A 24,168-nucleotide genomic window follows, 5' to 3' on the forward strand; every position below is an offset into this window, starting at 1 on the left:
CCGAAGACGACCGAAGGGCCCCGAGGGACGGAGGTGCCGATGCCAGTCGCCCCGCCGCTCGCCGCGCGCGGGACCGGCCCGCGCCGGGCGCCGACGGCCCGCCGGACGGTGTGGGTGGCGGCCGCCGCGGTCCTCCTCGCCGTCGCCGTGCTGCTGAGCCTGGCCGTCGGCAGCCGGGCGCTGACACCGCCGGAGGTGTACGGCGCCCTGGTGCACGGCGGCGACGGCGCCGCCGCCCAGGTGGTGCGGACCCTGCGCGTGCCGCGCACCGTGCTGGCACTGCTGGTCGGCGCCGCGCTGGGGGCGGCCGGGTGCGTGATGCAGGGCCTCACCCGCAATCCGATCGCCGAGCCCGGCATCCTCGGCGTCAGCCAGGGCGCCGCGCTGGGCGTGGTCGCGGCCATCGCCTTCGCCGGGGTCCACACGCTCTCCGGATACGTCTGGTTCGCCTTCGCGGGGGCGGGCGCCGCGGGCGTCGCCGTCTACGCCGTCGCCGCCCGGGGGCGCGACGGGGCCACCCCGGTGAAGCTGGCGCTGGCCGGCGCCGCCGTCAACGCCCTGCTGTACTCGGTGGTGGCGGGGGTCCTGACGACGCGGGCCGCCGCCCTGGACGAGTTCCGCTTCTGGCAGGTCGGCTCGGTCGCCGGGCGCGACGCGGAGGTGATCGGGCAGGTCTGGCCGTTCCTGCTGGCGGGCGCGGTGCTGGTGCTGGCCGCCGCGCGCGGCCTGGACGCCCTGGCGCTGGGCGACGACGTGGCCAGGGGCCTGGGGCAGAACGTGGCGGCCGTGCGGATCACCGGCGGCCTGGGCGCCACCGTCCTCACCGGCGCGGGCGTCGCCGCGGCCGGGCCCATCGCCTTCGTCGGGCTGGCCGTCCCCCACCTCGCCCGCGGCCTCGTCGGCTCCGACCACCGCCGGCTGCTGGCGATGTCCGCGCTGCTGGGCCCGGTGATGCTGCTGGTGGCGGACGTCGCCGGCCGTGTGGTGGCGCCGCCGGGCGAGGTCCCGGCGGGCGTGATGACGGCGCTGATCGGCGTGCCGTTCCTGATCGCCCTCGTCCGCGGGAAGGCGGTGGGCTCGTGACCGCGTCCGGCACCGCGGCGGGGACGGCGGCCGGCGTCCGCGCGGCGGGGACGGCGGCCAGGCCCGCCGGGTACGCCCTGCTGCGCCGCGGGCGCGTCTCGTTCCTCGTCCACCGCCGCTCCCTGGCCGTCACCGCCGCCCTCGCCGCCGCGCTCGCCGCGGCCGTCGTCGCCGCGCTCTCCCTCGGCGAGACCGCGACCCCGCCCGCCGAGGTGGTCAAGGTGCTGCTGGGACGGCCCTCCCCCGACGAACTGGTCGTCGGGACGCTGCGGCTGCCGCGCCTGGTCCTCGGAGTGCTGGTGGGCGCGGCGCTCGGCGTGGCGGGCGGGCTGATCCAGACCGTCGCCCGCAACCCCCTGGCCAGTCCGGAGATCATCGGCGTCACGCACGGCGCCACCGCCGTGACCGTCGGCGCGATGGCCTTCGGCCTGGCCTCCCACGCCCTGCTGCCCTGGTTCTCCATGGCGGGCGGGGTGCTCGCCGCCGTGCTGGTCTACGTCTTCGCCTGGCGGCGCGGCCTCCAGGCGGCCCGCTTCGTCCTCGTCGGCCTGGGCTTCTCCGTCGCGCTGCGCTCGGTCACCGAACTGTTCCTGACCAAGGGCGACTTCCTCGCCGCCCAGCAGGCCCAGGTGTGGATGACCGGTTCCCTCAACGGGCGCGGCTGGGAGCAGGCCGGGCCGCTGGGCTGGGCGCTGCTGGTCCTGCTGCCCGCCGTCCTGTGGTGCGCCCGCGCCCAGCGGGACGCGTCCCTGGACGACGACACGGCCGTCGCGCTCGGCGTCCGCCTGGGCCGCACCCGCCTGGGGCTGACCGCCACCGGCGTCGCCCTGGCCTCGGTGGCCACCGGCGCCGCCGGGCCCGTGGACTTCGTCGCGCTGCTCTCCCCGCAGATCGCCCGCCGGCTGACCGGCACCGCCCAGATCCCGCTGCTCGCCACGGCGCTGCTGGGCGCCTTCGTCGTCACCCTGGGCGACCTGCTGGCCCGCAGGATGCTCGCCCCCGTCGAGCTGCCGGTCGGGGTGCTGACGGCGGCGATCGGGGCACCGTATCTGATCTGGCTGATCGCCCGCGGCCGCACCGGAGGCACGGCATGAGACAGGACACCGGACGGGACACGGAACGGAGCCCGGGACGGGACACGGGAGAGGACGCGGCACCCCCCGGGCGACCCCCGGGAGGCCCGAGCAGACTGGCCGCCCGCGGCCTCACCCTCGCCTACGGGGACCGCACCGTCGTCGACGGCCTCGACCTCGACGTCCCGGACGGCAGGGTCACCGCCATCGTCGGCCCCAACGCCTGCGGCAAGTCCACCACCCTGCGCGCCCTGGGACGGCTGCTGAGCCCGCGGCGCGGCACGGTGCTGCTGGACGGCCGGGAGCTGGCGAGGACCCCCACGCGCCGGATCGCCCGGTCCCTCGGGCTGCTCCCCCAGTCCCCGGTGGCGCCGGAGGCGATCACCGTCGCGGACCTGGTCGCCCGGGGCCGCCGCCCCCACCAGCGCTGGTGGCAGCAGTGGTCGGAGGCGGACGAGGCGGCCGTCGCCGACGCCATGGCCCGCACCCGCGTGGCCGACCTGGCCGCGCGCCCCGTGGACGAGCTCTCCGGCGGGCAGCGGCAGCGCGTGTGGATCGCCATGGCCCTCGCCCAGGACACCGAGCTGCTGCTGCTCGACGAGCCGACGACGTACCTCGACATCGCCCACCAGGTCGAGGTGCTCGACCTGGTGCGGCGGCTCAACCACGAGCGGGGCCGCACGGTCGTGATGGTCCTCCACGACCTCAACCAGGCCGCCCGCTACGCCGACCACCTCGTCGCCATGCGCGAGGGCCGGATCGCCGCCCAGGGGCCGCCCGCCGGCACCGTCACCGCGGACCTGGTCCGCGAGGTGTTCGGCCTCGACTCCGTGGTCGTCCCCGATCCCGTGACGGGCAGTCCGCTCGTCGTCCCCGGAGCGCCGTGGCGGCCCCCCGCGGAATCCCCGACGGACCCCACCGCCGTCACCGTCAGCACGCGAAAGGCAGAGCAATGACCCTCACCCGCCGTACGCTCGCCACCGCCGCGGTCCTGGCCGCCGCCCTGGGACTGTCCGCCTGCGGGGCGGGCTCCGGCCCGGACACCGGCGCGGAGGAGGGCTCCCCGGGCGGGGGCGCCCGCGTCGTGAAGACCGTCCACGGCGACGTCGAGGTGCCCGACGAGCCCCGGCGCGTGGTGGTGCTCGACACCGCCGAACTGGACTCGGCGATCACCCTGGGCGTGAAGCCGGTCGGCTCCACCCGCTCCGACGTGGCCTCCGGTTTCCTGAAGTACCTGCCGGAGGAGAAGGTCGAGGGCATCGAGAGCGTCGGCAACATCGCGGCGCCCAACCTGGAGAGGATCGCGGCGCTCGAGCCGGACCTGATCCTGGGGAGCGACATCCGCGACAGGGACCGCTACGACGAGCTGTCGAGGATCGCCCCGACCGTCTTCACCGAGACCACCGGCCACCCCTGGAAAGAGAACTTCCTGGTCCACGCCGACGCCCTCGGGAAGAAGGACGAGGCGCGGAAGGTCGTCGAGGCGTACGAGAAGCGGGTGGACGAGGTCACCGAGGCCCTCGGCGGACCGGAGAAGGCGAAGGACCTGACGGTGAGCGTGGTCCGCTTCGTGGAGGGCGCCGACACCCGCGTCTACGGCGAGAAGAACTACATCGGCACGATCCTCGCCGACATCGGCGTCGGCCGCCCGGCCGTCGTGAAGAAGGCCACCGACGGCTTCTCCGTGGACGTCAGCCCGGAGAAGGTCGACCAGGGCGACGCCGACGTCGTCTTCTACACCTCCTACGGCGACCCGGCGAAGTCCGGCGAGGAGAAGGCCGTCGGCGGCGCGCTGTGGAAGGGCATGGAGGCCGTGCGGAACGGCCGGGCCCACCGGGTGGACGACGAGACCTGGATCCAGGGCATCGGCTACACGGCGGCCGGGACGATCCTGGACGAGCTGGAGGAGCACCTCACCGCCGGGGAGTGACGGCGCGGACGCCGGGCGGGGGCGTCCGTCCGGACGCCCCGTTCACCCCTTCGGCCGGCGCGCGCGCCAGACCAGGTACAGGGCGCTGGCGACGGCCGCGGCGCGCAGCGTCCAGGGCCAGGCGCCGCCGACCGCCTCGCCCAGGCCGCCCTCGGCGACCGGCTCGCCCCAGCGGCCCTCCGCGCGGCCCCACAGCCACACCAGCGCGGCGGCGGCGACCGTGCCGGGCACGACCATCACCGCCCGCTTGGCCTCGGCGCGGCTCAGCCGCGGCGACCACCAGGCGGCCAGCCAGCCCAGGCCCAGCGGCACCAGCGAGCCCATCACCGCGCCCGCCACCAGCAGGGCCGCGGCCAGCAGCTCCACCACACCGCCCACGCGCGGGACGCCCGCGCCCTTCGCCGCGCGGGCGCGCCACAGCCGTGCCGGGGAACCGCCGGGTGCGGCGGGCGGCTCCGCGGCCGGGGACCCCGCGGTCCCCGTGCCCCCGCCGTCCCCCGAAACCTTCCCGGCCTCCCCTGCCTTCCCGGCGTCCTCCGGCTCCGTCCGGGAGTCGAGCAGCTCCGGCAGCTCGATCCCGCCGACGAAGCCGCCGACCTCCATCAGGCCGCCCTCGGCGTACCGGGGGACGCCGGGGTCCGCGCCCCACCCCTCCGGGCCGCTCCCGGCGGGCCCCGGCCCGCCCGGGGCGGCCGGGTGCGGCGGGGCGGCGGGCGGCGGGGCCGCCCGGCCCCCCTCCGCGGCGGGTCCCGGCTTCCTGGGCTGCGGGACGGTCACGCCCTCCTGGGCGACGACCTCCTCCGGCCGGCCGAGGGTGTTCAGGATCTTCCGCACCCCGGCCACGGTGTCCGCGCCGCCCGCCTCGGCGCGGCGCCTGTCGATGTCGGCGCGCACCCGGTTCACCAGGCTCGCCCGCTCGGCGGCCGTCATGCTCGTGCTGTGCGCCAGATCGCCGATCCGGCTCAGATAGTCGAAGACGAGTTGTTCGCTCTCGATCCCCACCGAACCCCCAGCGGCCGAACGGCACTTGGCTCCCGTACGTCCACGACCGTACCGCGCGCGGCTCCGGGCGGGGCGGATCGTCACAGGGGGCCGGTACGGTGGTGGGGATGACGACAGAGCCCGACGCACGCCGACGAGCAGCACCCCGCACGCTCGCCGACGAGCTGCGCTCCCGTCCCGACGAGGCGCTCGCCGAACTGCTGAGGGCCCGTCCGGACCTGCTCTCCCCCGTCCCCTCCGACCTCACCCAGCTCGCCACCCGCGCGGGCGCCCGCACCTCGGTGCTGCGGGCGCTGGAGCGGCTCGACCGGTTCTCCCTCCAGGTCGCGGAGGCGCTGGCCGTCGCCCCCGACCCCTGCCCGTACGGGACGCTGGCCGGCCTGCTGCCGGGCGGCGAGGCCCAACTGCCGCGCGCGCTCGGCCTGCTGCGCGAGAGGGCCCTGGTGTGGGGCGGCGACGACCGGCTGCGCCTGGTCCGCACCGCCCGCGAGCTCCTCACCCCGAGCGCCGACCGCCCCTCGCCGACCGGTCTGGGCCCGACGCTGGCCGAGGCCGCGTCGGGGATGTCGCCCGGCCGCCTCCAGGAGGTCCTGACCGCCGCCGGGCTGCCCACCACCCACGATCCGGTGAGCGCGCTGGCCGCCCTGACCGGGCTGTTCGCCGACCACGGGCGGATGTCCGCCCTGCTGGCGGAGGCCCCCGAGGAGGCGCGGGCGATGCTCGCCAGGCTGACCTGGGGGCCGCCCTACGGCGAGGTCGCCGAGCGTCCCTCGCCCCCGGCCCGCTGGCTGCTGGACCGCGGGCTGCTGCTGCCGGTGGGGTCCCGGACGGTCGTCCTGCCCCGCGAGGTCGCCCTCCACCTGCGCGAAGGGCGCGCCCACCGGCGCCTGGAGCCGCTGCCGCCCGCCCTGGAGCCGGCCCGCGCGCACACCCGGCGGTCGGTGGACGCCGCGGCGGCGGGGCAGGCGCTGGCCGCGCTCACGGTCGTGGAGGAGCTGCTGGCGTCCTGGGGCACGGCGTCCGGCGCCCCGCCGGTGCTGCGCGCGGGCGGCCTGGGCGTACGGGACCTCAAGCGCACCGCCGTCACCCTGGACGTGCCCGAGCCGGTCGCGGCCTTCTGGATCGAACTGGCCTACGCCGCCGGGCTGCTGGCCTCCGACGGCGAGGCCGACGAGCGCTACGCGCCCACCCCGGCGTACGACGAGTGGCTGGAGCGGCCGCCCGAGCGGCGGTGGGCGCGGCTGGCGGGCGCCTGGCTGGCGGCCACCCGGCTGGCCGGGCTGGTCGGCGAGCGCGACACGAGGAACCGGCCGCTGAACGCGCTCGGTCCGGGCCTGGACCGCGGTCCCGCGCCCGAGCTGCGCCGCCGGGTCCTGCGCCTGCTGGCCGAGTGCGCGCCGGACGGCGGCGGGGACGGCGGAGACGGTGAGGTGTCCGCCCCGGACGCCGACGCGGTGGCGGCCCGGCTGGACTGGGAGTGCCCGCGGCGCGCCGGCGGGGAGACCCGCGGCCGGATCGTGCGGTGGACGCTCCGGGAGGCGGAACTGCTGGGCGTCACCGGACGTGGCGCGCTGGCGTCGTACGCGCGCCCCCTGCTGGAGGCGGGCGCCGGGGCGGGCACCGCCGTGGAGCAGGAGGCGGAGCGGGTCCTGGACGAGGCCGCCGCCCGTCTCGCCCCGCTCCTCCCCGAGCCGCTGGACCACGTCCTGCTCCAGGCCGACCTGACGGCCGTGGCGCCCGGCCCGCTCCGGCGGCCCCTGGCCGAGACGCTGAACGTGCTCGCCGACGTGGAGTCCAAGGGCGGCGCGACGGTCTACCGCTTCACCCCCCAGTCCGTGCGCCGCGCCCTGGACACCGGGCGCACCGCCTCCGACCTCCACGCCTTCCTGGCCGCCCACTCCCGCACGCCCGTCCCGCAGCCGCTGGCGTACCTGATCGACGACGTGGCGCGGCGGCACGGGCGGCTGCGGGTGGGCGCGGCCGGCTCGTACGTCCGCTGCGACGACGACGCGCTGCTGGCCGAGATCGCCGCCGACCGCCGTGCCGCCGGGCTGGGGCTGCGGCTGCTGGCCCCGACGGTGCTGGCCGCCCAGGCGGACCCGGTCACGCTGCTGGAGAGGCTGCGCTCGATGGGGTACGCCCCGGCCGCCGAGTCCGCCGAGGGCGACGTGGTGGTCCAGCGCTCCGACGCCCTGCGCACCCCGCCGCGGACGGCGCCCGAGCCGGTTCCGGACGGCCCGCCGCGTCCCGACCGGCCGCTGCTGACCGCAGCCGTCCGCGCCATCCGCGCGGGCGACCTGGCGGCCGGCGCACCGCACCGCCCCGGCCGGTCCGCCCCCGCCGCCCCGGCCGGGTCCCCGCCGCGCACCGCCTCGGCCGACACCCTGTCCGTGCTGCGGTCGGCCATCGGGACGGGGACGCCGGTGTGGATCGGCCACGTCGACGCCGACGGGGGCGCCGGGCAGCGCGTCATCGAGCCCGTCCGCGTCGAGGGCGGCCTGGTCACGGCGTACGACCACACCGCCGAGGAGGTCCGCACCTACCCCCTGCACCGCATCACGGGCGCGGCGGCGCTGGCGGACGCGGACGGCTGAGACCGGCGCGGCCGGGCCCGGCCGCGCCCTCCCGGACACCGGCCGGTTCCCGGCCCGATGCGGCACACTGGACGGTCGGCCCCGCGCGCCGAAGGCAGTCGAAGGCAGGAGGACCCCCACGTGACCGGACCGCTCATCGTCCAGAGCGACAAGACCCTCCTGCTGGAGGTCGACCACGAGCAGGCCGAGGCGTGCCGCCGCGCCATCGCGCCCTTCGCCGAACTGGAGCGGGCCCCCGAGCACATCCACACCTACCGGATCACCCCGCTGGGCCTGTGGAACGCCCGCGCCGCCGGGCACGACGCCGAGCAGGTCGTGGACGCGCTGGTCACCCACTCCCGCTACCCGGTGCCGCACTCGCTGCTGGTGGACGTGGCCGAGACGATGGACCGCTACGGGCGGCTGCGGCTGCTCAGGCACCCCGTCCACGGGCTGGTGCTGGAGAGCACCGACCGGCCGGTGCTGGAGGAGATCCTGCGGTCGAAGCGGATCCAGCCGCTGGTCGGCGCCCGCATCGACCCCGACACCGTCGCCGTCCACCCCTCCGAGCGGGGGCAGATCAAGCAGGCGCTGCTCAAGCTGGGCTGGCCCGCCGAGGACCTGGCCGGCTACGTGGACGGCGAGGCGCACCCGATCGAGCTGGAGGAGGACGGCTGGTCGCTGCGCCCCTACCAGAAGCAGGCCGTGGAGAACTTCTGGCACGGCGGCTCCGGCGTCGTCGTCCTGCCCTGCGGCGCGGGGAAGACGCTGGTGGGCGCGGGGGCGATGGCCACGGCGAAGTCCACCACGCTGATCCTGGTCACCAACACCGTCTCGGCGCGGCAGTGGAAGAACGAGCTGGTCCGGCGCACCTCGCTGACGGAGGACGAGATCGGCGAGTACAGCGGCGCGAAGAAGGAGATCCGGCCGGTCACCATCGCCACCTACCAGGTGCTGACGACGAAGCGGAAGGGCGTCTACCCGCACCTGGAGCTGTTCGACTCCCGCGACTGGGGCCTGATCATCTACGACGAGGTGCACCTGCTGCCGGCGCCGGTGTTCAAGTTCACCGCCGACCTCCAGGCCCGCCGCCGCCTCGGCCTGACGGCCACCCTGGTGCGGGAGGACGGCCGCGAGTCCGACGTCTTCTCCCTCATCGGGCCCAAGCGCTTCGACGCCCCCTGGAAGGAGATCGAGGCGCAGGGGTACATCGCGCCGGCCGACTGCGTGGAGGTCCGCGTCGACCTCACCGAGTCCGAGCGGCTGGCGTACGCGACGGCCGAGGCGGAGGAGAAGTACCGCTTCTGCTCCACCACGGCCTCCAAGCAGCGCGTCACCGAGGCGCTGGTGCGCCGCCACGCCGGGCAGCAGACGCTGGTCATCGGGCAGTACATCGACCAGCTCGACGAGCTGGGCGAGCACCTGGGCGCGCCCGTGATCAAGGGCGACACCGGCAACGCGCAGCGCGAGAAGCTGTTCGACGCGTTCCGCTCGGGCGAGCTGTCGGTGCTGGTGGTCTCCAAGGTCGCCAACTTCTCCATCGACCTCCCCGAGGCCACGGTCGCCATCCAGGTCTCGGGCACCTTCGGCTCCCGGCAGGAGGAGGCCCAGCGCCTGGGCCGCGTCCTGCGCCCGAAGGCGGACGGCCACGAGGCCCGCTTCTACTCGGTCGTCGCCCGCGACACCGTCGACCAGGACTTCGCGGCCCACCGGCAGCGCTTCCTGGCCGAGCAGGGCTACGCCTACCGCATCGTGGACGCCTCGGAGCTGCTCGCGGACGAGCTGGACTAGCGGATCGGCTACCCTCCCCCTCCTCGGAACCGGAGGGGGAGGACGGTGCCCATGGACGGCGCGCGCGAGCTGTATCCGCCGATCGAGCCGTACGCGACGGGGATGCTCGACGTCGGCGACGGCCACCTCATGTACTGGGAGGTCTGCGGCAACCCGGACGGCAAGCCCGCCGCCGTCGTCCACGGCGGCCCCGGCGCGGGGTGCACGGACCGCGCCCGCCGTCTCTTCGACCCCGGGCGGTACCGGGTCGTGCTGTTCGACCAGCGCGGCTGCGGCCGCAGCACCCCGCACGCGAGCGACCCGGCGGCCGGACTGCGGCACAACACCACCTGGCACCTGGTCGCCGACATGGAGCGGCTGCGGGAGCACCTGGGCGTCGAGCGCTGGCTGCTGTACGGCGGCTCGTGGGGCTCCACGCTGATCCTGGCCTACGCCGAGCGGCACCCGGAGCGGGTGTCGGAGATCGTGCTCTCCGGTGTCACCACCACCCGCCGTTCGGAGATCGACTGGCTCTACCGGGGCGTCGGGCGGTTCTTCCCCGAGCAGCGGGAGCGGTTCCTCGCCGGGGTCCCCGACGTGCCGCGCGACGCGGACGGGGTCGCCCTGGCCGGGGCCTACGCGCGGCTGCTGGAGCACCCCGACGCCGCCGTGCGGGAGAGGGCCGCGGCCGGCTGGTGCGCCTGGGAGGACGCCGTCCTGTCCGGGGAGACGGGCGGCGGGGCGGGCCCCTTCGGCGGCCGTCCCTCCGCCGAGCAGCTCGCCCTGGTGCGGATCTGCGCCCACTACTTCTCGCACGGCGCGTGGCTGGAGGAGGGCGCTCTGCTGCGCGGCGCCGGGCGGCTGGCGGGCATCCCGGGCGTCCTGGTCCACGGCCGGTTCGACCTGAGCAGCCCGCCGGACACGGCGTGGGAGCTGGCCCGTGCCTGGCCCGGCGCGGAACTGACCGTCGTGGAGCAGGCGGGGCACCTCGGCGGTCCCGTCACGCGCGCCCGCGTCCTGGAGGCCCTGGACCGGTTCGCCGGCCGAACCCCGTGAGGTCCCGCGGGGCGGCCGCGGGACGTGGGGGCCGGTCCGTCCGCTCTCTCTCCCCCCGTCGGACGCCGCCTCCCCCACCCCGCGCCGACCGACCGCGCGACGTTCGTCCTCACCCCGGGCAGGAGCCGGTGGCCTTCACGGGCCCGCACGGCCGGTCCCCGGAGTGGTTCGGGGCGTGAGAGGCCGCCGGCGTCATGCCGCGTGCGCCACGAAGGACACGGACGTCTCCTCGTCCTCGATGGAAAGATCCAGTTTGGCGTCGAGAGCCCGCGCCAGCACACGCAGCAGCGCGAGGGTCGGAGTCACCGCCCCGCCCTCGATCCGCTCGATCTCGGCCTCGGCCATCCCCGCCCGCCGGGCCAGCTGTCCCTGGGAGAGCCCGAGAACGGTACGGCGGTCATACACGGCCTGCCCCAGCGCGATCGCCGCGCCGGCCTCGACATAGGCGGGATCGGCACGGTGCTCTTCCGGAATCAGCCACTGCGTGTGATAACCCCTGCTCACAGCTGCTCCTCCCACGCGCGGTGGTACGTCCTCCCGGCGGACGGATGTTCCGCCGCGCACTCCTTCTGTGCCCGGAGCGCTCGCTGTACCTGCGCCTCCTCCCGCATGCGGTTCTTGCGGAAGACGGTCAGCAACACGATACGGCGGCCGGGTGCCGGCCAGTAGCTGATCCGCACGGCCTCGCCTCCGAGGACGAAGCGCAGTTCCCGCACAGGGCCGTCAAGGTGCCTCGAATACGGTTCACCGAGCGTCGTCGGGTGTTCGGCCAGTCGATCGGCATGCCGCTCCACCACGCGGTAGTGCGGCATCGACAAGGTGTCCAGCCATTCCCGCACCTCGGGCTCCAGTTCGATCACCCAACGTTCTCGCATGGAGCCGACCGTAGGGAAACGATCTCCCCTCCGATCGTGTCATCGATTCTCCGCACCGTAACGAGTGATACCCGGATACGTCTTGACGTCTGATGCGGTACCTCTCCACGTCCCCCGTCGAACACGGTCTCTCCTCACCCCGGGCAGGAGCCGGTGGCCTTCACGGGCCCGCACGGCCGGTCCCCGGGACGGTTGGATGGGTACCCCCCGCTCGGAGCCGCCGGCCGAAGGCCCTTGGTGAGCGCCCTCGCGCGCCGAAGCCGGACCGAGGCAGGCGCGTCGCCGCTCCGCCCGCGTCACCGTCCCCGGCCCGCACCCGTCTGCCGCCCCCATCCCGGCTTCCGGGACCACGTGGGCCTCCGCCCGCACCGGGTACGCGGCACGGCCGTCTCCCGGCCGCCCGGTCCGCGTGCCCGGCCTCAGTTCCCGACCGGACGCTCGCCGGACGACGCCGCCCGGCGCGCACGGGGGGCCGGGAAGGGACGGGGCGTCGTCCGGTGACGCGGACCGCGCAGCCGCCACGCCGCGTACGCCGCCAGCCCCAGGGCGAGCAGCGGGTACGGGGAGGCGAGGGGCTGCTGCCACCAGGGGAGGCGGAGGTCGAGGTCGCCGGAGTGCGGGACGAGCCAGTGGGTGCGCGCCGCGAACAGCGCGGCGACCGCGCCCAGTACCCACCGGCGGCGGCCGGGCGGGACGGCGGCGGCCAGGACGGCGAGCAGGGGCACGCACCACACCCAGTGGTGGGACCAGCTGATCGGCGAGACCAGCAGCGCCGTGCCCGCGACGGCCAGCACCTCCCAGGCGGCCCGCCCGCGCAGGTGCGCGCGGCGGGCGAGCCACAGGCCCAGCAGGCCGGCGGCCGCCGCGGGCGCCAGCCACAGCGGCCCGGGCTCGGGGGTGTGGAGCAGGCGCGCGACCAGGCCCTGGAGGGACTGGTTGTCGACGATCCACGCCTTGCCGACCCGGCCGGTCTCGAACATCCGCCGCGTCCAGAAGTCCGCGCTCGCGCCGGGCAGGGCCGCCGCGCCCACCGCCGCCGTCCCGGCGAAACCGGCCAGCGCGGTCAGCCCGGCCCGGACGCGGCCGGTCAGCAGCAGGTGGACGGCGAAGATCGCGGGGGTGAGTTTGATCCCGGCGGCGACGCCGATGGCCAGGCCCTTGCCGCGGGCGCCGTCCGGGCGGGTGAGGTCCCACAGGACCAGGCAGGTCAGGGCGAGGTTGATCTGCCCGAAGACGAAGGTCTGGAAGACCGGTTCCAGCCACAGTCCCAGCGCGGTGGCGGCGATCAGGGCGGCGGGGGTGGTGCGGCGGCCGGCGAGGCGGAGGGAGAGGTGGACCAGCCAGGCGAGCAGCGCGGCGTTGCCGACGGCGACGAGGGTCTGGGCGAGGGGCAGGGGCAGCCAGGCCACCGGGACGAACAGCAGCGCGGCGAACGGCGGGTAGGTGGCGGGCAGGTCCCACTCGGTGACGGTGAAGCCGTACAGGTCGGTGCCGTCGAGGACGGCCCGCCCCTCGGCCCGGTAGACGAGGAGGTCCACCAGGACGTTCGGCTGGGCCAGGGTGACCGCCGCCAGCGCGGCGAGGGAGACGGCGAGCAGGGCGACGGCCGCGTACACGCGGCGGCGGGGGTCTGCGGGCACGGCTGGCACTCGGCCGCCTCCTGGTCGTTCCGGTCCGTCGGTGGTCCGCGGTCGGTGCCGCGGAGGCGACACTAACCGACGTCCCGGCGGCTCCCCGAACGGACGGGGCCGGACGGGCCGGGCGGGCGGGACGGGCCGGGCGCGGGGCCTTCGGCGCCCCTCACGCCGTGCGTCTGCGAGCCTTCTCCCGCCTCTCCTCCTCGTGCCGCTCCTCCTCCCGCACCTCGGCGTAGTCGCCGAGGACGGCGACCTCCAGGGCCGTGCCGAGGAAGACGGAGACCGCCCGGACGGCGTCGCCCAGCCGATGCCGGTGGTGGGGGTGGCCGCCGCGGTCCCCGAGCGCGCCGAGGGCGGTGGCGCCGGAGGTGTGGGAGGTGTGGGAGGTCCGGCCTGACGTCTGGTTGGGAAGGAATGCGCTGCTCACGGTCATGACCCCATGGTGCTTTCGCCCGATTGGTCTATATCCATCCTAGGGGTGGGCACGGATTCCGTCGCTCTGCGACCCGGGGCGCGGGACGCCCTGCCGGAGGCGGGCAATCCGGTCGTCCGCGGGGGCGGGTGGGGCTACAATCACGCGTCTGCCGCCTCCCGTGCCACGGTGACGTACGGCCCGCGGCCCCGCAGGCCGCCCGGGCCCGCCGTGCCGCCGGGGAGGAGCCGGCCGGTCGGCAACCGGCCGGCGGACCGCGCACCTTCCGGCGGCGACGCCCCCGCCGGCCCCCGCGGTCCTCCCGCCCGTCGTCCACCGCACCCGTGGTGCGGCGTCCCGCCCGCGCGGTCCGCCGTACCGCCGTGCGTGCTCCCCGCCGGAGGCCACACCGTGTCCACGCACGCCCCCGACCAGTCCGCCCACGCCCCCTCCCGTCCCTCCGCCGGCGCGCCCGCCGGCCCGCTGGAGCGCGAGCGCGCCCATCTCGCCGCCTCCCGGGCGGCGCTGCGCGCCATGCGGCACGACGTCGAGTCCCTCGACATCTCCGACGTCACCACCAACTGGGTGAACGCCCAGGTGCTCCAGCACCAGATCGAGGCCCGGATCGAGGCGCTCGCCGACCTCTCCGGCACCCCGCTGTTCTTCGGCCGCCTGGACCGCTCCGACGGCGCCCGCTACTACATCGGCCGCCGCCACGTCCACGACGCCGACGGCGACCCGATGGTCATCGACTGGCGCGCACCCGTCTCCCAGCCCTTCTACCGCGCCTCGAAGAGGGACCCGCAGGGCGTCGAGCTGCGCCGCCGCTTCGGCTACACCGGCGGCGAGCTGACCGCGTACGAGGACGAGCGCCTGACCGACCCGGACGAGGCCGAGCGGGTCAGCGAACTGCTCAGGCGCGAGATCGAGAGACCGCGCGTCGGCCCGATGCGCGACATCGTGGCGACGATCCAGCCCGAGCAGGACGAGATCGTCCGCTCCGGGATCGACGGCACGGTGTGCGTCCAGGGGGCGCCCGGCACCGGGAAGACGGCCGTGGGCCTCCACCGGGTGGCGTACCTGCTGTACGCGCACCGCGAGCGGCTGGCGCGCACCGGGACGCTGGTCATCGGCCCGAACCGGTCCTTCCTCCGCTACATCGAGCAGGTGCTGCCCGCCCTGGGCGAGCTGGCCGTGCGGCAGACGACCGTCGAGGACCTGGTCACCGGCGCCACGGGCGTGGAGGTGCGCGGCGCCGACGACCCGGAGGCGGCCCGGGTCAAGGGCGACGCCCGGATGGCGGAGGTGCTCCGCCGGGCCGTGCGCGCGGGCGTGACGATGCCGTCCGAGCCCTGCGTGGTGGTGCGCGGCTCGCGCCGCTGGCGGATCCCGGCGTACGAGCTGGAGGAGATCGTCCGCGAACTGCTGGACCGCGGCATCCGCTACGGCGCCGCCCGCGAGGCCCTGCCGCAGCGCATCGCGCACGCCGTGCTGACGCGGATGGAGAAGGCCGGCGAGGCGCCGGACGACCGGGTGCAGGACGCGGTGGCCCGCAACGCGGCGGTGAAGGCCGTCGTCAAGGCGGTGTGGCCGGAGGTCGACCCGGCGAAGCTGGTGCTGCGCCTGCTCTCCGACGCCGACTTCCTGGCCGGGTGCTCCGAGGGGATCCTCACCGACGAGGAGCGCAAGGCGGTCCTGTGGGCGAAGCCGCCGCGCGGGGTGCGGTCGGCGAAGTGGTCGGCGGCGGACGCCGTGCTGATCGACGAGGCCCAGGACCTGATCCGGCGGACGCCCTCGCTGGGCCACGTCGTGCTGGACGAGGCCCAGGACCTGTCCCCGATGCAGTACCGGGCGGTGGGCCGCCGCTGCACGACGGGATCGGCGACGGTGCTGGGCGACCTGGCGCAGGGCACCACCCCGTGGGCGACGGCGAGCTGGGCCGAGGCCCTGTCCCACCTGGGCAAGCCGGACGCGGTGGTCGAGGAGCTGACCCGGGGCTTCCGCGTGCCGCGCGAGATCATCTCCTACGCCTCCCGCCTGCTGCCGCACATCGCCCCCGGCCTGTCCGAGGCGACCTCGGTCCGCGAGGCGGCCGGTTCCCTGCGGGTGCGGCAGGCGGCGGACGGCGGGCTGGACGGCGCGGTGACCGCCGCCTGCCGGGAGGCGCTGGAGCGGGAGGGCTCGGTCGGCCTGATCGCCGCCGACGCCCGCGTGCCCGTCCTGGCCGCGGCGCTGGAGGACGCCGGGCTGCCGCACACCGTGCTGGGGCCGGGCGGGGAGGAGGCGCCCGGCGTCCGCCTCACCCTGGTCCCGGCGACGCTGGTCAAGGGTCTGGAGTACGACCACGTGGTCCTGGACGAGCCCGCCGCGGTGGTGGACGGCGAACCGGACGAGCGCACGGGCCTGCGCCGCCTGTACGTGGCGCTGACCCGCGCGGTCTCCGGCCTCACCGTCGTCCACGCCGCGCCCCTGCCCCGGGCGCTCGCCGCCGGGAGCGGGGACGGCCGCTGACGGTTCCCGCGTCCGGCCCCCGCGTCCGGCCGTCGCCGTGCCTTCGGCGGGGGCCGTTTCACCCCTCTCCCCGCGGGAACCCCGGGCGGACCGGACCGACCGCGCGACGGAGGCGAGGAACGCGATGGACCGCTACGACGTGGTGATCGTCGGCGCCGGAGCCGGCGCCAAGCTCGTCTGGACCTCGCTGGCCGGGTCCGGCCTCTCGGTCGCCGTGGTCGAGGAGGCCCTGGTGGGCGGGGACTGCCCGTTCCTCGCCTGCGTGCCCAGCAAGGCGATGCTGCGCTCGGCGCAGGTGTGGCGGACGGCGGACGATCCCGAGTGGGCGGGCCTGTTCACCGGGCGGGTCCCGGAGCGGGCGGCGTACGAGCGGACCGTCGCCCGGCGGGACCGGATCGTCCACGGCCGGGACGACACCGCCAACGCGGCCGCTCTGGAGGGGACCGGCGCGACCCTGATCCGGGGCTCCGCGCGGATCGTCCGCCCCGGCGTCGTGGAGGTCGGGGGCACCGAGATCGGCTACGGCGAGCTGGTCTTGAACACCGGCTCCGCGCCGGTGCGGCCCGGCATTCCCGGCCTGGACGGGGTGCCGGTGTGGACCAGCGACGAGGCGATGAGCAGCACCGCCGAGCGGCCCGAACTGGCCGTGGTGATCGGCGGCGGGCCGGTGGGGTGCGAACTGGCGTTCCTCTACGCCTCGTTCGGGTCGGCGGTGACGGTGGTGCAGCGGGCCGGCCGGCTGATCCCCCGTGAGGAGCCGGAGGCGTCGGGGGCCATGCTGTCGCTGCTGCACGAGCACGGCGTGGACGTACGCCTGGGAACCCAGGTGGTCCGCGCCGAACCGCACGCCCTCGGCGGCCGTTTGACGACGGACCGGGGCGACGTCTTCGACGCCTCGGTGGTGATCCAGGCCGCCGGACGGCGTCCCCGGTCGGACCGGGTGGGTCTGGAGGCCCTGGGCGTCGAGCCGGGCCGGGGCGGGGCCATCGAGGTGGACGAGCGCTGCCGGGTGGCCGGCGCCGAACACGTGTGGGCCGTCGGCGATGTCACCGGCGTCGCGCCGTTCACCCACACCGCCCACTACCAGGGGCGGGTGGTCGCGGCCAATCTGGCCGGCCGGGAGACCCGCGCCGACTACCGGGCGGTCCCCCGCGCCGTCTACACCCGTCCCGTCCTCGCCGCCGTCGGGCACACCGCCGCCTCCGCGCGCGAGGCGGGCATCGAACCGCTGACCGCGACCGCCCCGGTGACCCGGGCGGTGCGGGCCTCCATCGAGGGCGAGCCGGAGGGATGGCTCACCCTGCTCGCCCATCCCGGCACCGGTGCGGTCATCGGCGCCACCGCCTGGGGCGGCCGGGCCGAGGAGTGGATCTCGGAGGCCGCCCTGGCGATCCGGGCGGAGGTGCCGGTGGAGGTGGCCAGGGACGTGGTGCACCCGTTCCCCACCTTCGGCGAGGTTCTGGAGACACCGCTGTGGGAGCTGGCCGAGCGGCGGTGACGCCGCCTCCCGCGGGCAAGGGCGCCACGGCACGGTCCGCCGGGCTCCGGCATGGCGCGTGCGCAGCGCCACGACAGCGCCACGACGGTTCACGGTGACGCCGTTCATGTGCCGCGCCGGGCCATGCGCATCGCGGCGTCCGCCGGGGGCTTCCATGTCCGGCCCGGACGGGCAGCCCGGGGTGGCCTCGGTCCGGCGGCGGACCGCAGGGGCGGGACACCTGCCGGTGACGCCGGTTGGCTCCGCATGGAGCCGTTTGGCACCGGATCACGCCAGGTGGCGCCAGATGACACCAGATGGCACCTCGTGGCGCCACCGGAAATACACGGGACCGCGTGACGGCGCAACGGACCGAAGCTCACCTCTTTGCATTTCCGCAGGTAGAAAGGTTGTCTTCACATCCGGCCGCACAAGACGCCAGAAAGGCTTGCACGTAGCGCCAAGGTGGTGCCACCATAGCGTCATGGACCTCACTCCGTATGTCGACACCCTCCGCCGCGAACTCGCGGTGGCCGCCGAGGCCGGCGGCGACGAAGCCCGCGAGCTGGCCGAGAGGCTCGCCACTCCCCTGGAGTCGGCGGCCCGGCTGACCTTGCTCAACGTGCTCTCCGCCGCGATGGACGAGATCACCCGCGAACTCGCCCCCGGCTCGGTCGACGTACGGCTGCGCGGGCTCGACCCCGACTTCGTGGTGACACTGCCGCCCGCCGGCGGCGCCCCCGCGGAGCCCGCCGCGCCCGTCGAACCGGTCAGGGCCCCGGCCCCGGCCGACGGCGACGAGGGCGGCACCGCCCGCGTCAACCTGCGCCTGCCGGCACACCTCAAGGCCCGCGTCGAGGAGGCCGCGAGCCGCGAGGGCCTGTCGGTCAACGCGTGGCTGGTGCGTGCCGTGTCGGCCGCGGTCGACGGCGGCGCCCGGCCGCACGCGGCGGAGCGGACCCAGGCCGTCGGGCGGAGCATCACGGGCTGGGTGCGCTGACGGCACCCGGCCCGCGCCCGCACCGCCCCACCACCGCACCACCGCACCACCGCACCACCGCACCACCGCACCACCGCACCCGCGTTCACCCACACCACGTCCCACCAGCGGGGACGTTCCAAGGACTCAAGAGGACGGGACAGCCATGCCTTCTTTCGACACTCCCGAACCGATCTCGGCCACGGCGCACGTGGAGGCCGGTTCCATCCGTTTCACCGCGGGTGACCGCTCCGACACCGTCGTCGAGGTGCGGCCCCGCGACCCGGAGCGGGACCAGGACGTCCGCGCCGCCGACCGGACCGAGGTCGCGTACGCGAACGGCACACTGACCGTCAGGACGCCCGGGCAGCGCCACCCGCTCGGCCGCACCGGCACCGTCGACGTGACGGTCGAGCTGCCCACGGGCTCGCAGGTCGAGATGACCGGCGCATGGGCCCAGGTGCTCGGCGAGGGGCGGCTCGGCGAGGTCCGCGTGAAGACCTCCTCCGGCGACGTCCGCCTCGACACCACCGGCCCGCTGAAGCTGACCGCCTCCCACGGCTCCATCACCGTGGAGCGGGTCGAGGGCATGGCCGAGATCACCACCAGCTCCGGCAGCCTGCGCGTCGGCACCGTCGACGGCCCCGCCGTCCTGAAGAACTCGCACGGCACCACGATCGTCGGCGCCGCGACCGGCGACCTGCGGGTGAGCGGCGCCAACGGCGACATCCACATCGCGCGCGCCGGGGCCTCGGTCGCCGCCACCACCGCCCACGGCGCCCTGCGCGTGGGCGAGGTGGCCCGCGGCACGGTCCACCTGGAGACCTCCTACGGCGCCATCGAGGTCGGCATCCGTGAGGGCACCGCCGCCTGGCTCGACGTCAGCTCGGACTCCGGCCAGGTGCGCAACACGCTCACCCCGTCCGACGCCCCGGAGGAGACCGCGGACACCGTCAAGGTCCGCGCCCGCAGCCGGTACGGCAACATCGACATCCTCCGCGCCCGGGCCTGAGCGCCGCGTCCCCGCACCGGCCCCGTCCCCGTCCACTCCGCCCTCCGAACGGAGAACCCCATGCCTTCTTCTGTCATGCCCACGACTACCGGAGCCGGCGGTCGCACGTTACCGGCCGCCGTCTCCGCCACCGGTCTGCGCAAGTCGTACGGCGACAAGACCGTCCTCGACGGCATCGATCTGTACATCCCGGCCGGCTCGATCTTCGCGCTGCTCGGACCCAACGGCGCGGGCAAGACCACCACCGTGCGCATCCTGTCCACGCTCATCGACCCCGACGGCGGCCGGGCGCAGGTCGCGGGCCACGACATCGCTACCGACCCGCAGGCCGTACGGGCCGCGATCGGCGTCACCGGGCAGTTCTCCGCCGTCGACGGACTCCTCACCGGCGAGGAGAACATGCTCCTCATGGCGGACCTCCACCACCTGCCCGGGCGCGAGGGGCGGCGGGTCGCCGCCGGACTGCTGGAGCGGTTCGGCCTGGCGGAGGCGGCGAGGAAGCCCGCCGCCGCCTACTCCGGGGGCATGAGGCGCCGCCTCGACATCGCCATGACCCTGGTCGGCGGCCCGCGGATCATCTTCCTCGACGAGCCCACCACCGGCCTCGACCCGCGCAGCCGCCACACCATGTGGCAGATCGTCCGCGAGCTGGTCGCGGGCGGCGTCACCGTCCTCCTCACCACCCAGTACCTGGAGGAGGCCGACCAGCTCGCCGACCGCATAGCCGTGCTCAACGACGGCAGGATCGCCGCCGAGGGCACCCCCGAGGAGCTGAAGCGGCTGGTCCCCGGCGGCCACATCCGGCTCCGCTTCTCCGACCCGTCCGCGTACCGGTCCGCCGCCTCCGCGCTGCGCGGGGCCGACCTCCCCCATGGCGCCTCGCGCAAGGGAGACGCCCCCGCCGACGAGGCGCTCACGCTGCGGATCCCCAGCGACGGCACCCAGCGCGAGCTGCGCTCCATCCTCGACTGGCTGGACTCGGCCGGCATCGAGGCGGACGAGCTGACCGTGCACACCCCCGACCTCGACGACGTGTTCTTCGCCCTGACCGGCGGCACCGACCAGTCCAGGAAGGCTGTCCGATGAGCTCCCTCTCCCTCGCCGTGCGCGACTCGTCCACGATGCTGCGCCGCAACCTCCTGCACGCGCGGCGCTACCCGTCCCTCACCCTGAACCTGCTGCTGACGCCGGTCGTCCTGCTGCTGCTCTTCGTCTACGTCTTCGGTGACGTGATGAGCGCGGGCATGGGTGGCGGCGCCGACCGCTCCGCGTACCTCGCCTACCTCGTGCCGGGCATCCTGATGATGACCGTCGGGAGCGCCGTGGTCGGGACCGCGGTGTCCGTCTCCAACGACATGACCGAGGGCATCATCGCCCGCTTCCGCACAATGGCGATCCACCGCGGGTCCGTGCTCGTCGGGCACGTCGTCGGCAGCGTGCTGCAGTCGGTCGCCGGCGTGGTCCTGGTGGGTGCCGTCGCCGTGGCCATCGGCTTCCGGGCCGTGGACGCCACGGCCCTGGAGTGGCTGGCGGCGTTCGGGCTGATGGCGCTGGTCGCCCTGGCGCTCACCTGGATCGCGGTCGGGATGGGCATGGTCAGCCCGAACGCCGAGGCGGCCGGCAACAACGCGATGCCGCTGATCGTTCTGCCGCTCATCTCCAGCGCCTTCGTCCCGGTCGACGCGATGCCGGGCTGGTTCCAGCCGATAGCCGAGTACCAGCCGTTCACGCCGGCCATCGAGACCCTGCGCGGGCTGCTGCTCGGCAGCGGGATCGGCCACAACGGGTGGCTCGCGGTCGCCTGGTGCGTGGCTCTCTCCGTGCTCGGCCACCTCTGGTCGAAGGCGGTCTTCGACCGCGACCCGAAGTAGCCGGGACGGCCGCGCGGGCCGCCTCCCGCGGCTCGTCCCCGCCCGGGGGCGGCGTGCTCCGGCACCGCGTCGGCGTACGCCGCCCCGCCCGCGTTCCCGGCCGCCCGGACCCGTGCCCGCGGGGGAGCCTTCCCGGCCTTCCCGTGTCGCCCGTCGGAGTGTCGTGACCGGCGATTTCGCCGATGCGGCGGGCGGAAGCGGGCGGTAATGGTGTGCGGTGGCCCCCACGGCCCGATCCCCCCACACCCCTGTGCATGCCCTCCGGAGGACCCCATGCGCATCCCCCGTGTCCTGACCACCGCCCTGCTGGCCCTCGGGCTGGCGTTCACCGTACCCGCCCCCGCGTCCGCCGCCGGGGAGAACTCCGGAAAGACCGCCGGGGAGAACTACGTGGCCCTCGGCGACTCCTACTCCTCCGGCACCGGCGCCGGCGACTACTCCGACGTGCTGTGCACCCGGAGCCGCAACGCCTACCCGGCCCTGTGGGCCCGAAGCGGCGCACCCGCCTCCTTCACCTTCGCCGCCTGCGGCGGGGCCACGATCCCCGACGTCCTGAACAACCAGGTCCAGCACCTGAGAGCGGACACCACCCTGGTGAGCATCAGCATCGGGGGCAACGACTCCGGGTTCGCCTCCATCATGCTGAGCTGCGTGCTCTCCACGCAGACCGCCTGCGAGCGGAGACTGGACGAGGCCGCCGAGTACGTCCGCACCGAACTCCCCGGCGAGCTGGACGCCCTGTACGCCACCATCCGCGCCCGCGCCCCGAGGGCCGAGGTCGTCGTCGTGGGGTACCCGCACCTCTACAAGGAGGGCGGCTTCTGCCTGGGCATGGGAGCCGGCAAGCGCACGGCCGTCAACGACGGGGCCGACCTGCTCAACGAGGTGATCGCCGACCGGGCCGCCGCGGCCGGGTTCGCCTTCGCCGACGCCCGTCCCGCCTTCGCCGGGCACGAGATCTGCACGAGCGACCCGTGGATCAGCGGCTCCAACATCCACCCCACGGCCGAGGGCCACGAGAAGGGCTACCTGCCCGCCTTCGAGGCCGCGGCCTCCTGACCGGACCGGGTGCCGGGGCCGTGCGGTCCCGGCACCCGGTGCCCGCCTCCGGCCGGGGCCGTTCCGGCCCGGGGTCCTCGGTGAGCCGGCGGAACAGCTCCTCCCGCTCGGTGCCGCCCCACAGCAGGCCGCCCGGCGCGGGACGGCAGGTGTGGCCGGCTCCGTGCCCCTCCAGTCCGCACTCCGGTGTCCGGGATCCCGCCACGCCCGGGTGGAACAGGGCGTGGGCGGCCTCGCGCAGCTCCTCCGCGTCCGCGGCGGCGTCCGTGCCGGTGTCCGAGCCGGCGTGTCCGCCGGTGTCCATGGCGGGGCGGTCAAGCGCCCGCCGCCGACAGCCGGCCGGGCCCGCCCCGGTTCAGGCGTCCAGCAGTTCGCGCCAGACGCGGACCGCCTCGGGGGAGACCGGGGCGTCCCAGCCTCCGGCGCGGGCCGCGCCGCCGATGTGGAAGGCCGTGACGCCCGCGCCGAGCAGCCCGGGGACGTGGTCGAGGGCCAGTCCGCCGCCGGCCATCAGGCGCGGCAGGTAGCCGGGCTCGCCGGCCGCCGTGCGGGCCGCCTCGGCGCAAAGGACGTCCAGGCCCGCCGTCACGCCGTCCGCCGATCCGGCGGTGAGGCAGGTGTCCAGGCCGGGCAGGCCGTCGAGCCGGCTGCGCAGGGCGGCGCGGTCGGCGCAGTGGTCGATGGCGCGGTGGAAGGTCCAGCGGCAGCCGGGGACGGCGTCGAGGAGGGCGGCGATCGCGGCGAGGTCGGGGCCGCCGGTGCCGTCGAGGAAGCCGAGCACGAACTCCTCGGCGCCCTCGGCGCGCAGTCGCCGGGCCTGTTCGCACAGGGCGTCCAGCGCCTCGGGACCGCCGGCCGCGAACCCGTCGGACGCGCGCAGCATCACGCGCACGGGCAGGTCGACGGCGGCCCGGACGGCGGCGAAGGTCTCGCGGGAGGGGGTGAGTCCGCCGGCGGCCATGTTCCCGGCCAGTTCGAGGCGGTCGGCCCCTCCGGCCCGTGCTGCCGCCGCGTCCCGCGCGTCGAGGGCGATCACCTCGAGAATTGGTCTAGACATGCAGGGGAGCCTGCCATATCGCCGGACGCGGCGGGAGGGCGCGGCACACAATGGCCCCCATGACCACTCCGGAGAACCGCCATCCGGCCCATGACGACCTGCGCGAGCGCTGGGTCCGCACCCTCCTGACCGTCCGCCGCCCGGAGGCCGACCTCCCGTCCGGCACCCCCTCCCCGTACGCCTACGCCGACGACCTCCTCGCCCGCTGGGCCGAACCCCACCGCCGCTACCACACCACCGACCACCTGATCGCCGTGCTGGACCGGGTGGGGCTGCTCTCCTCTCACTGCGAGGGGCCGGAGGCGGTCGCCGCCGTCACGCTGGCGGCCTGGTTCCACGACGCCGTCCTCCTCCCGGACCGCTCCACCAACGAGGACCGCAGCGCACGCCTGGCCGAACGCGCCCTCCCCGAGGCGGGCGTCTCCCCGCAGCTCACCGCCGAGGTCGCCCGGCTGGTCCGCCTCACCGCCACCCACGACCCGGCGCCCGGCGACACCGGCGGCGAGGTGCTCTGCGACGCCGACCTCGCCGTCCTGGCCGGGACGCCGCAGGAGTACGCCGCCTACGCCGCCGCCGTCCGCGAGGAGTACGCCTTCGTCCCCGACGACGCCTTCCGCGCCGGCCGCGCCGACGTGCTGCGCCGCCTCCTCGACCTGCCGGCCCTGTTCCGCACCCCCTACGGCCGCGACCACTGGGAGCACGTCGCCCGCCGCAACATGGCCACGGAACTGGAGCTGCTGCTCTCCTGACGCGCCGCCACGCGGACGGGAGGGGCCGCGCGGCGGCACGCG

At 75.9% G+C, this 24,168-nt stretch carries 21 protein-coding genes; 15 read left to right on the forward strand and 6 right to left on the reverse strand.

What is annotated here, in order from left to right; translation table 11 throughout:
• Positions 1–39: 39 nt before the first annotated feature.
• Genes ABD358_RS03200 through ABD358_RS03215 form a run of 4 tightly spaced genes read left to right on the forward strand, consistent with a single transcriptional unit; the run spans position 40 to position 4,086 of the window.
• Positions 40–1,083, forward strand: a complete 1,044-nt coding sequence (locus ABD358_RS03200; protein WP_344629255.1) for a FecCD family ABC transporter permease — start codon at positions 40–42, stop codon at positions 1,081–1,083.
• Positions 1,080–2,177 carry a FecCD family ABC transporter permease gene (locus tag ABD358_RS03205; protein ID WP_344629256.1) on the forward strand — a complete coding sequence of 366 codons (1,098 nt, stop codon included), beginning with the start codon at positions 1,080–1,082 and terminating at the stop codon, positions 2,175–2,177. The genes ABD358_RS03200 and ABD358_RS03205 overlap by 4 nt, the downstream gene beginning before the upstream one ends.
• A complete protein-coding gene (locus ABD358_RS03210) occupies positions 2,174–3,112 on the forward strand; it encodes an ABC transporter ATP-binding protein (protein ID WP_344629257.1) in 939 nt (312 codons plus the stop codon). Before ABD358_RS03205 ends, ABD358_RS03210 begins: the two co-directional genes overlap by 4 nt.
• Complete coding sequence (locus ABD358_RS03215; RefSeq protein WP_344629258.1) at positions 3,109–4,086, forward strand: ABC transporter substrate-binding protein; 978 nt, start codon at positions 3,109–3,111, stop codon at positions 4,084–4,086. The genes ABD358_RS03210 and ABD358_RS03215 overlap by 4 nt, the downstream gene beginning before the upstream one ends.
• 42 nt (positions 4,087–4,128) lie before the next feature.
• Here ABD358_RS03215 and ABD358_RS03220 read toward each other — a convergent pair whose 3' ends face one another.
• Positions 4,129–5,088, reverse strand: a complete 960-nt coding sequence (locus ABD358_RS03220) for a hypothetical protein (protein WP_344629259.1) — start codon at positions 5,086–5,088, stop codon at positions 4,129–4,131.
• Between the two features lie 107 nt (positions 5,089–5,195).
• Between ABD358_RS03220 and ABD358_RS03225 the strand changes: the two genes are divergently transcribed.
• The 3 genes from ABD358_RS03225 to pip all read left to right on the forward strand — a co-directional run bounded on the left by ABD358_RS03225 (position 5,196) and on the right by pip (position 10,487).
• Positions 5,196–7,682, forward strand: coding sequence for a helicase-associated domain-containing protein (locus ABD358_RS03225; protein ID WP_344629260.1), 2,487 nt, complete (start codon positions 5,196–5,198; stop codon positions 7,680–7,682).
• A gap of 120 nt (positions 7,683–7,802) precedes the next feature.
• Positions 7,803–9,452, forward strand: a complete 1,650-nt coding sequence (locus ABD358_RS03230) for a DNA repair helicase XPB (RefSeq protein WP_344629261.1) — start codon at positions 7,803–7,805, stop codon at positions 9,450–9,452.
• A gap of 51 nt (positions 9,453–9,503) precedes the next feature.
• Positions 9,504–10,487, forward strand: coding sequence for a prolyl aminopeptidase (gene pip / locus ABD358_RS03235; RefSeq protein WP_344629262.1), 984 nt, complete (start codon positions 9,504–9,506; stop codon positions 10,485–10,487).
• A 192-nt stretch (positions 10,488–10,679) separates the two neighbouring features.
• On the opposite strand, the gene ABD358_RS03240 is transcribed toward pip, so the two are convergent.
• From ABD358_RS03240 to ABD358_RS03255, 4 genes are all read right to left on the reverse strand, one after another.
• The gene (locus ABD358_RS03240) at positions 10,680–10,991 is read right to left on the reverse strand and encodes a helix-turn-helix domain-containing protein (RefSeq protein WP_344629263.1); all 312 of its coding nucleotides are present in this window, start codon (positions 10,989–10,991) and stop codon (positions 10,680–10,682) included.
• The gene (locus ABD358_RS03245) at positions 10,988–11,362 is read right to left on the reverse strand and encodes a type II toxin-antitoxin system RelE/ParE family toxin (protein ID WP_344629264.1); all 375 of its coding nucleotides are present in this window, start codon (positions 11,360–11,362) and stop codon (positions 10,988–10,990) included. Before ABD358_RS03245 ends, ABD358_RS03240 begins: the two co-directional genes overlap by 4 nt.
• A 419-nt stretch (positions 11,363–11,781) precedes the next feature.
• Positions 11,782–13,002 carry a glycosyltransferase 87 family protein gene (locus tag ABD358_RS03250; RefSeq protein ID WP_425576228.1) on the reverse strand — a complete coding sequence of 407 codons (1,221 nt, stop codon included), beginning with the start codon at positions 13,000–13,002 and terminating at the stop codon, positions 11,782–11,784.
• Between the two features lie 160 nt (positions 13,003–13,162).
• On the reverse strand, positions 13,163–13,432 hold the full coding sequence (locus ABD358_RS03255; protein ID WP_344629265.1) for a hypothetical protein: 270 nt from the start codon (positions 13,430–13,432) through the stop codon (positions 13,163–13,165).
• A gap of 390 nt (positions 13,433–13,822) precedes the next feature.
• Here ABD358_RS03255 and ABD358_RS03260 point away from each other — a divergent pair, with 390 nt between their 5' ends.
• The 7 genes from ABD358_RS03260 to ABD358_RS03290 all read left to right on the forward strand — a co-directional run bounded on the left by ABD358_RS03260 (position 13,823) and on the right by ABD358_RS03290 (position 22,320).
• On the forward strand, positions 13,823–15,922 hold the full coding sequence (locus ABD358_RS03260) for a HelD family protein (protein ID WP_425576229.1): 2,100 nt from the start codon (positions 13,823–13,825) through the stop codon (positions 15,920–15,922).
• 124 nt (positions 15,923–16,046) lie between these two features.
• The gene (locus ABD358_RS03265) at positions 16,047–17,420 is read left to right on the forward strand and encodes a dihydrolipoyl dehydrogenase family protein (protein ID WP_344629266.1); all 1,374 of its coding nucleotides are present in this window, start codon (positions 16,047–16,049) and stop codon (positions 17,418–17,420) included.
• Positions 17,421–17,883: 463 nt separating this feature from the next.
• The gene (locus tag ABD358_RS03270; protein WP_344629267.1) at positions 17,884–18,399 is read left to right on the forward strand and encodes a hypothetical protein; all 516 of its coding nucleotides are present in this window, start codon (positions 17,884–17,886) and stop codon (positions 18,397–18,399) included.
• 145 nt (positions 18,400–18,544) lie between these two features.
• Positions 18,545–19,390, forward strand: a complete 846-nt coding sequence (locus ABD358_RS03275) for a DUF4097 family beta strand repeat-containing protein (RefSeq protein ID WP_344629268.1) — start codon at positions 18,545–18,547, stop codon at positions 19,388–19,390.
• Between the two features lie 60 nt (positions 19,391–19,450).
• Entirely contained in the window at positions 19,451–20,476 is a 1,026-nt protein-coding gene (locus ABD358_RS03280; protein WP_425576230.1) for an ATP-binding cassette domain-containing protein, read from the forward strand.
• The gene (locus tag ABD358_RS03285; protein ID WP_344629270.1) at positions 20,473–21,261 is read left to right on the forward strand and encodes an ABC transporter permease; all 789 of its coding nucleotides are present in this window, start codon (positions 20,473–20,475) and stop codon (positions 21,259–21,261) included. The genes ABD358_RS03280 and ABD358_RS03285 overlap by 4 nt, the downstream gene beginning before the upstream one ends.
• A 273-nt stretch (positions 21,262–21,534) precedes the next feature.
• Positions 21,535–22,320: an SGNH/GDSL hydrolase family protein gene (locus ABD358_RS03290; RefSeq protein WP_344629271.1), complete on the forward strand. Its 786-nt coding sequence runs from the start codon at positions 21,535–21,537 to the stop codon at positions 22,318–22,320.
• Positions 22,321–22,675: 355 nt separating this feature from the next.
• Here ABD358_RS03290 and ABD358_RS03295 read toward each other — a convergent pair whose 3' ends face one another.
• Positions 22,676–23,377, reverse strand: a complete 702-nt coding sequence (locus ABD358_RS03295; protein WP_344629272.1) for a copper homeostasis protein CutC — start codon at positions 23,375–23,377, stop codon at positions 22,676–22,678.
• Positions 23,378–23,436: 59 nt separating this feature from the next.
• On the opposite strand from ABD358_RS03295, the gene ABD358_RS03300 reads away from it, so the two are divergent.
• Positions 23,437–24,126 carry an HD domain-containing protein gene (locus ABD358_RS03300; protein WP_344629273.1) on the forward strand — a complete coding sequence of 230 codons (690 nt, stop codon included), beginning with the start codon at positions 23,437–23,439 and terminating at the stop codon, positions 24,124–24,126.
• Positions 24,127–24,168: the final 42 nt, after the last annotated feature.

Origin of the sequence: Streptomyces glaucosporus (genome assembly GCF_039533345.1) — a bacterium.
GTDB classification, from domain to species: Bacteria; Actinomycetota; Actinomycetes; order Streptomycetales; family Streptomycetaceae; genus Streptomyces; species Streptomyces glaucosporus.

Coding starts and splice junctions, on each gene's coding strand:
- ABD358_RS03200 (WP_344629255.1), top strand. CDS start 40: ATGCCAGTCGCCCCGCCGCTCGCCGCGCGCGGGACCGGCCCGCGCCGG.
- ABD358_RS03210 (WP_344629257.1), top strand. CDS start 2,174: ATGAGACAGGACACCGGACGGGACACGGAACGGAGCCCGGGACGGGAC.
- ABD358_RS03215 (WP_344629258.1), top strand. CDS start 3,109: ATGACCCTCACCCGCCGTACGCTCGCCACCGCCGCGGTCCTGGCCGCC.
- ABD358_RS03225 (WP_344629260.1), top strand. CDS start 5,196: ATGACGACAGAGCCCGACGCACGCCGACGAGCAGCACCCCGCACGCTC.
- pip (WP_344629262.1), top strand. CDS start 9,504: ATGGACGGCGCGCGCGAGCTGTATCCGCCGATCGAGCCGTACGCGACG.
- ABD358_RS03245 (WP_344629264.1), bottom strand. CDS start 11,362: ATGCGAGAACGTTGGGTGATCGAACTGGAGCCCGAGGTGCGGGAATGG.
- ABD358_RS03255 (WP_344629265.1), bottom strand. CDS start 13,432: ATGACCGTGAGCAGCGCATTCCTTCCCAACCAGACGTCAGGCCGGACC.
- ABD358_RS03265 (WP_344629266.1), top strand. CDS start 16,047: ATGGACCGCTACGACGTGGTGATCGTCGGCGCCGGAGCCGGCGCCAAG.
- ABD358_RS03270 (WP_344629267.1), top strand. CDS start 17,884: ATGGACCTCACTCCGTATGTCGACACCCTCCGCCGCGAACTCGCGGTG.
- ABD358_RS03275 (WP_344629268.1), top strand. CDS start 18,545: ATGCCTTCTTTCGACACTCCCGAACCGATCTCGGCCACGGCGCACGTG.
- ABD358_RS03280 (WP_425576230.1), top strand. CDS start 19,451: ATGCCTTCTTCTGTCATGCCCACGACTACCGGAGCCGGCGGTCGCACG.
- ABD358_RS03285 (WP_344629270.1), top strand. CDS start 20,473: ATGAGCTCCCTCTCCCTCGCCGTGCGCGACTCGTCCACGATGCTGCGC.
- ABD358_RS03290 (WP_344629271.1), top strand. CDS start 21,535: ATGCGCATCCCCCGTGTCCTGACCACCGCCCTGCTGGCCCTCGGGCTG.
- ABD358_RS03295 (WP_344629272.1), bottom strand. CDS start 23,377: ATGTCTAGACCAATTCTCGAGGTGATCGCCCTCGACGCGCGGGACGCG.
- ABD358_RS03300 (WP_344629273.1), top strand. CDS start 23,437: ATGACCACTCCGGAGAACCGCCATCCGGCCCATGACGACCTGCGCGAG.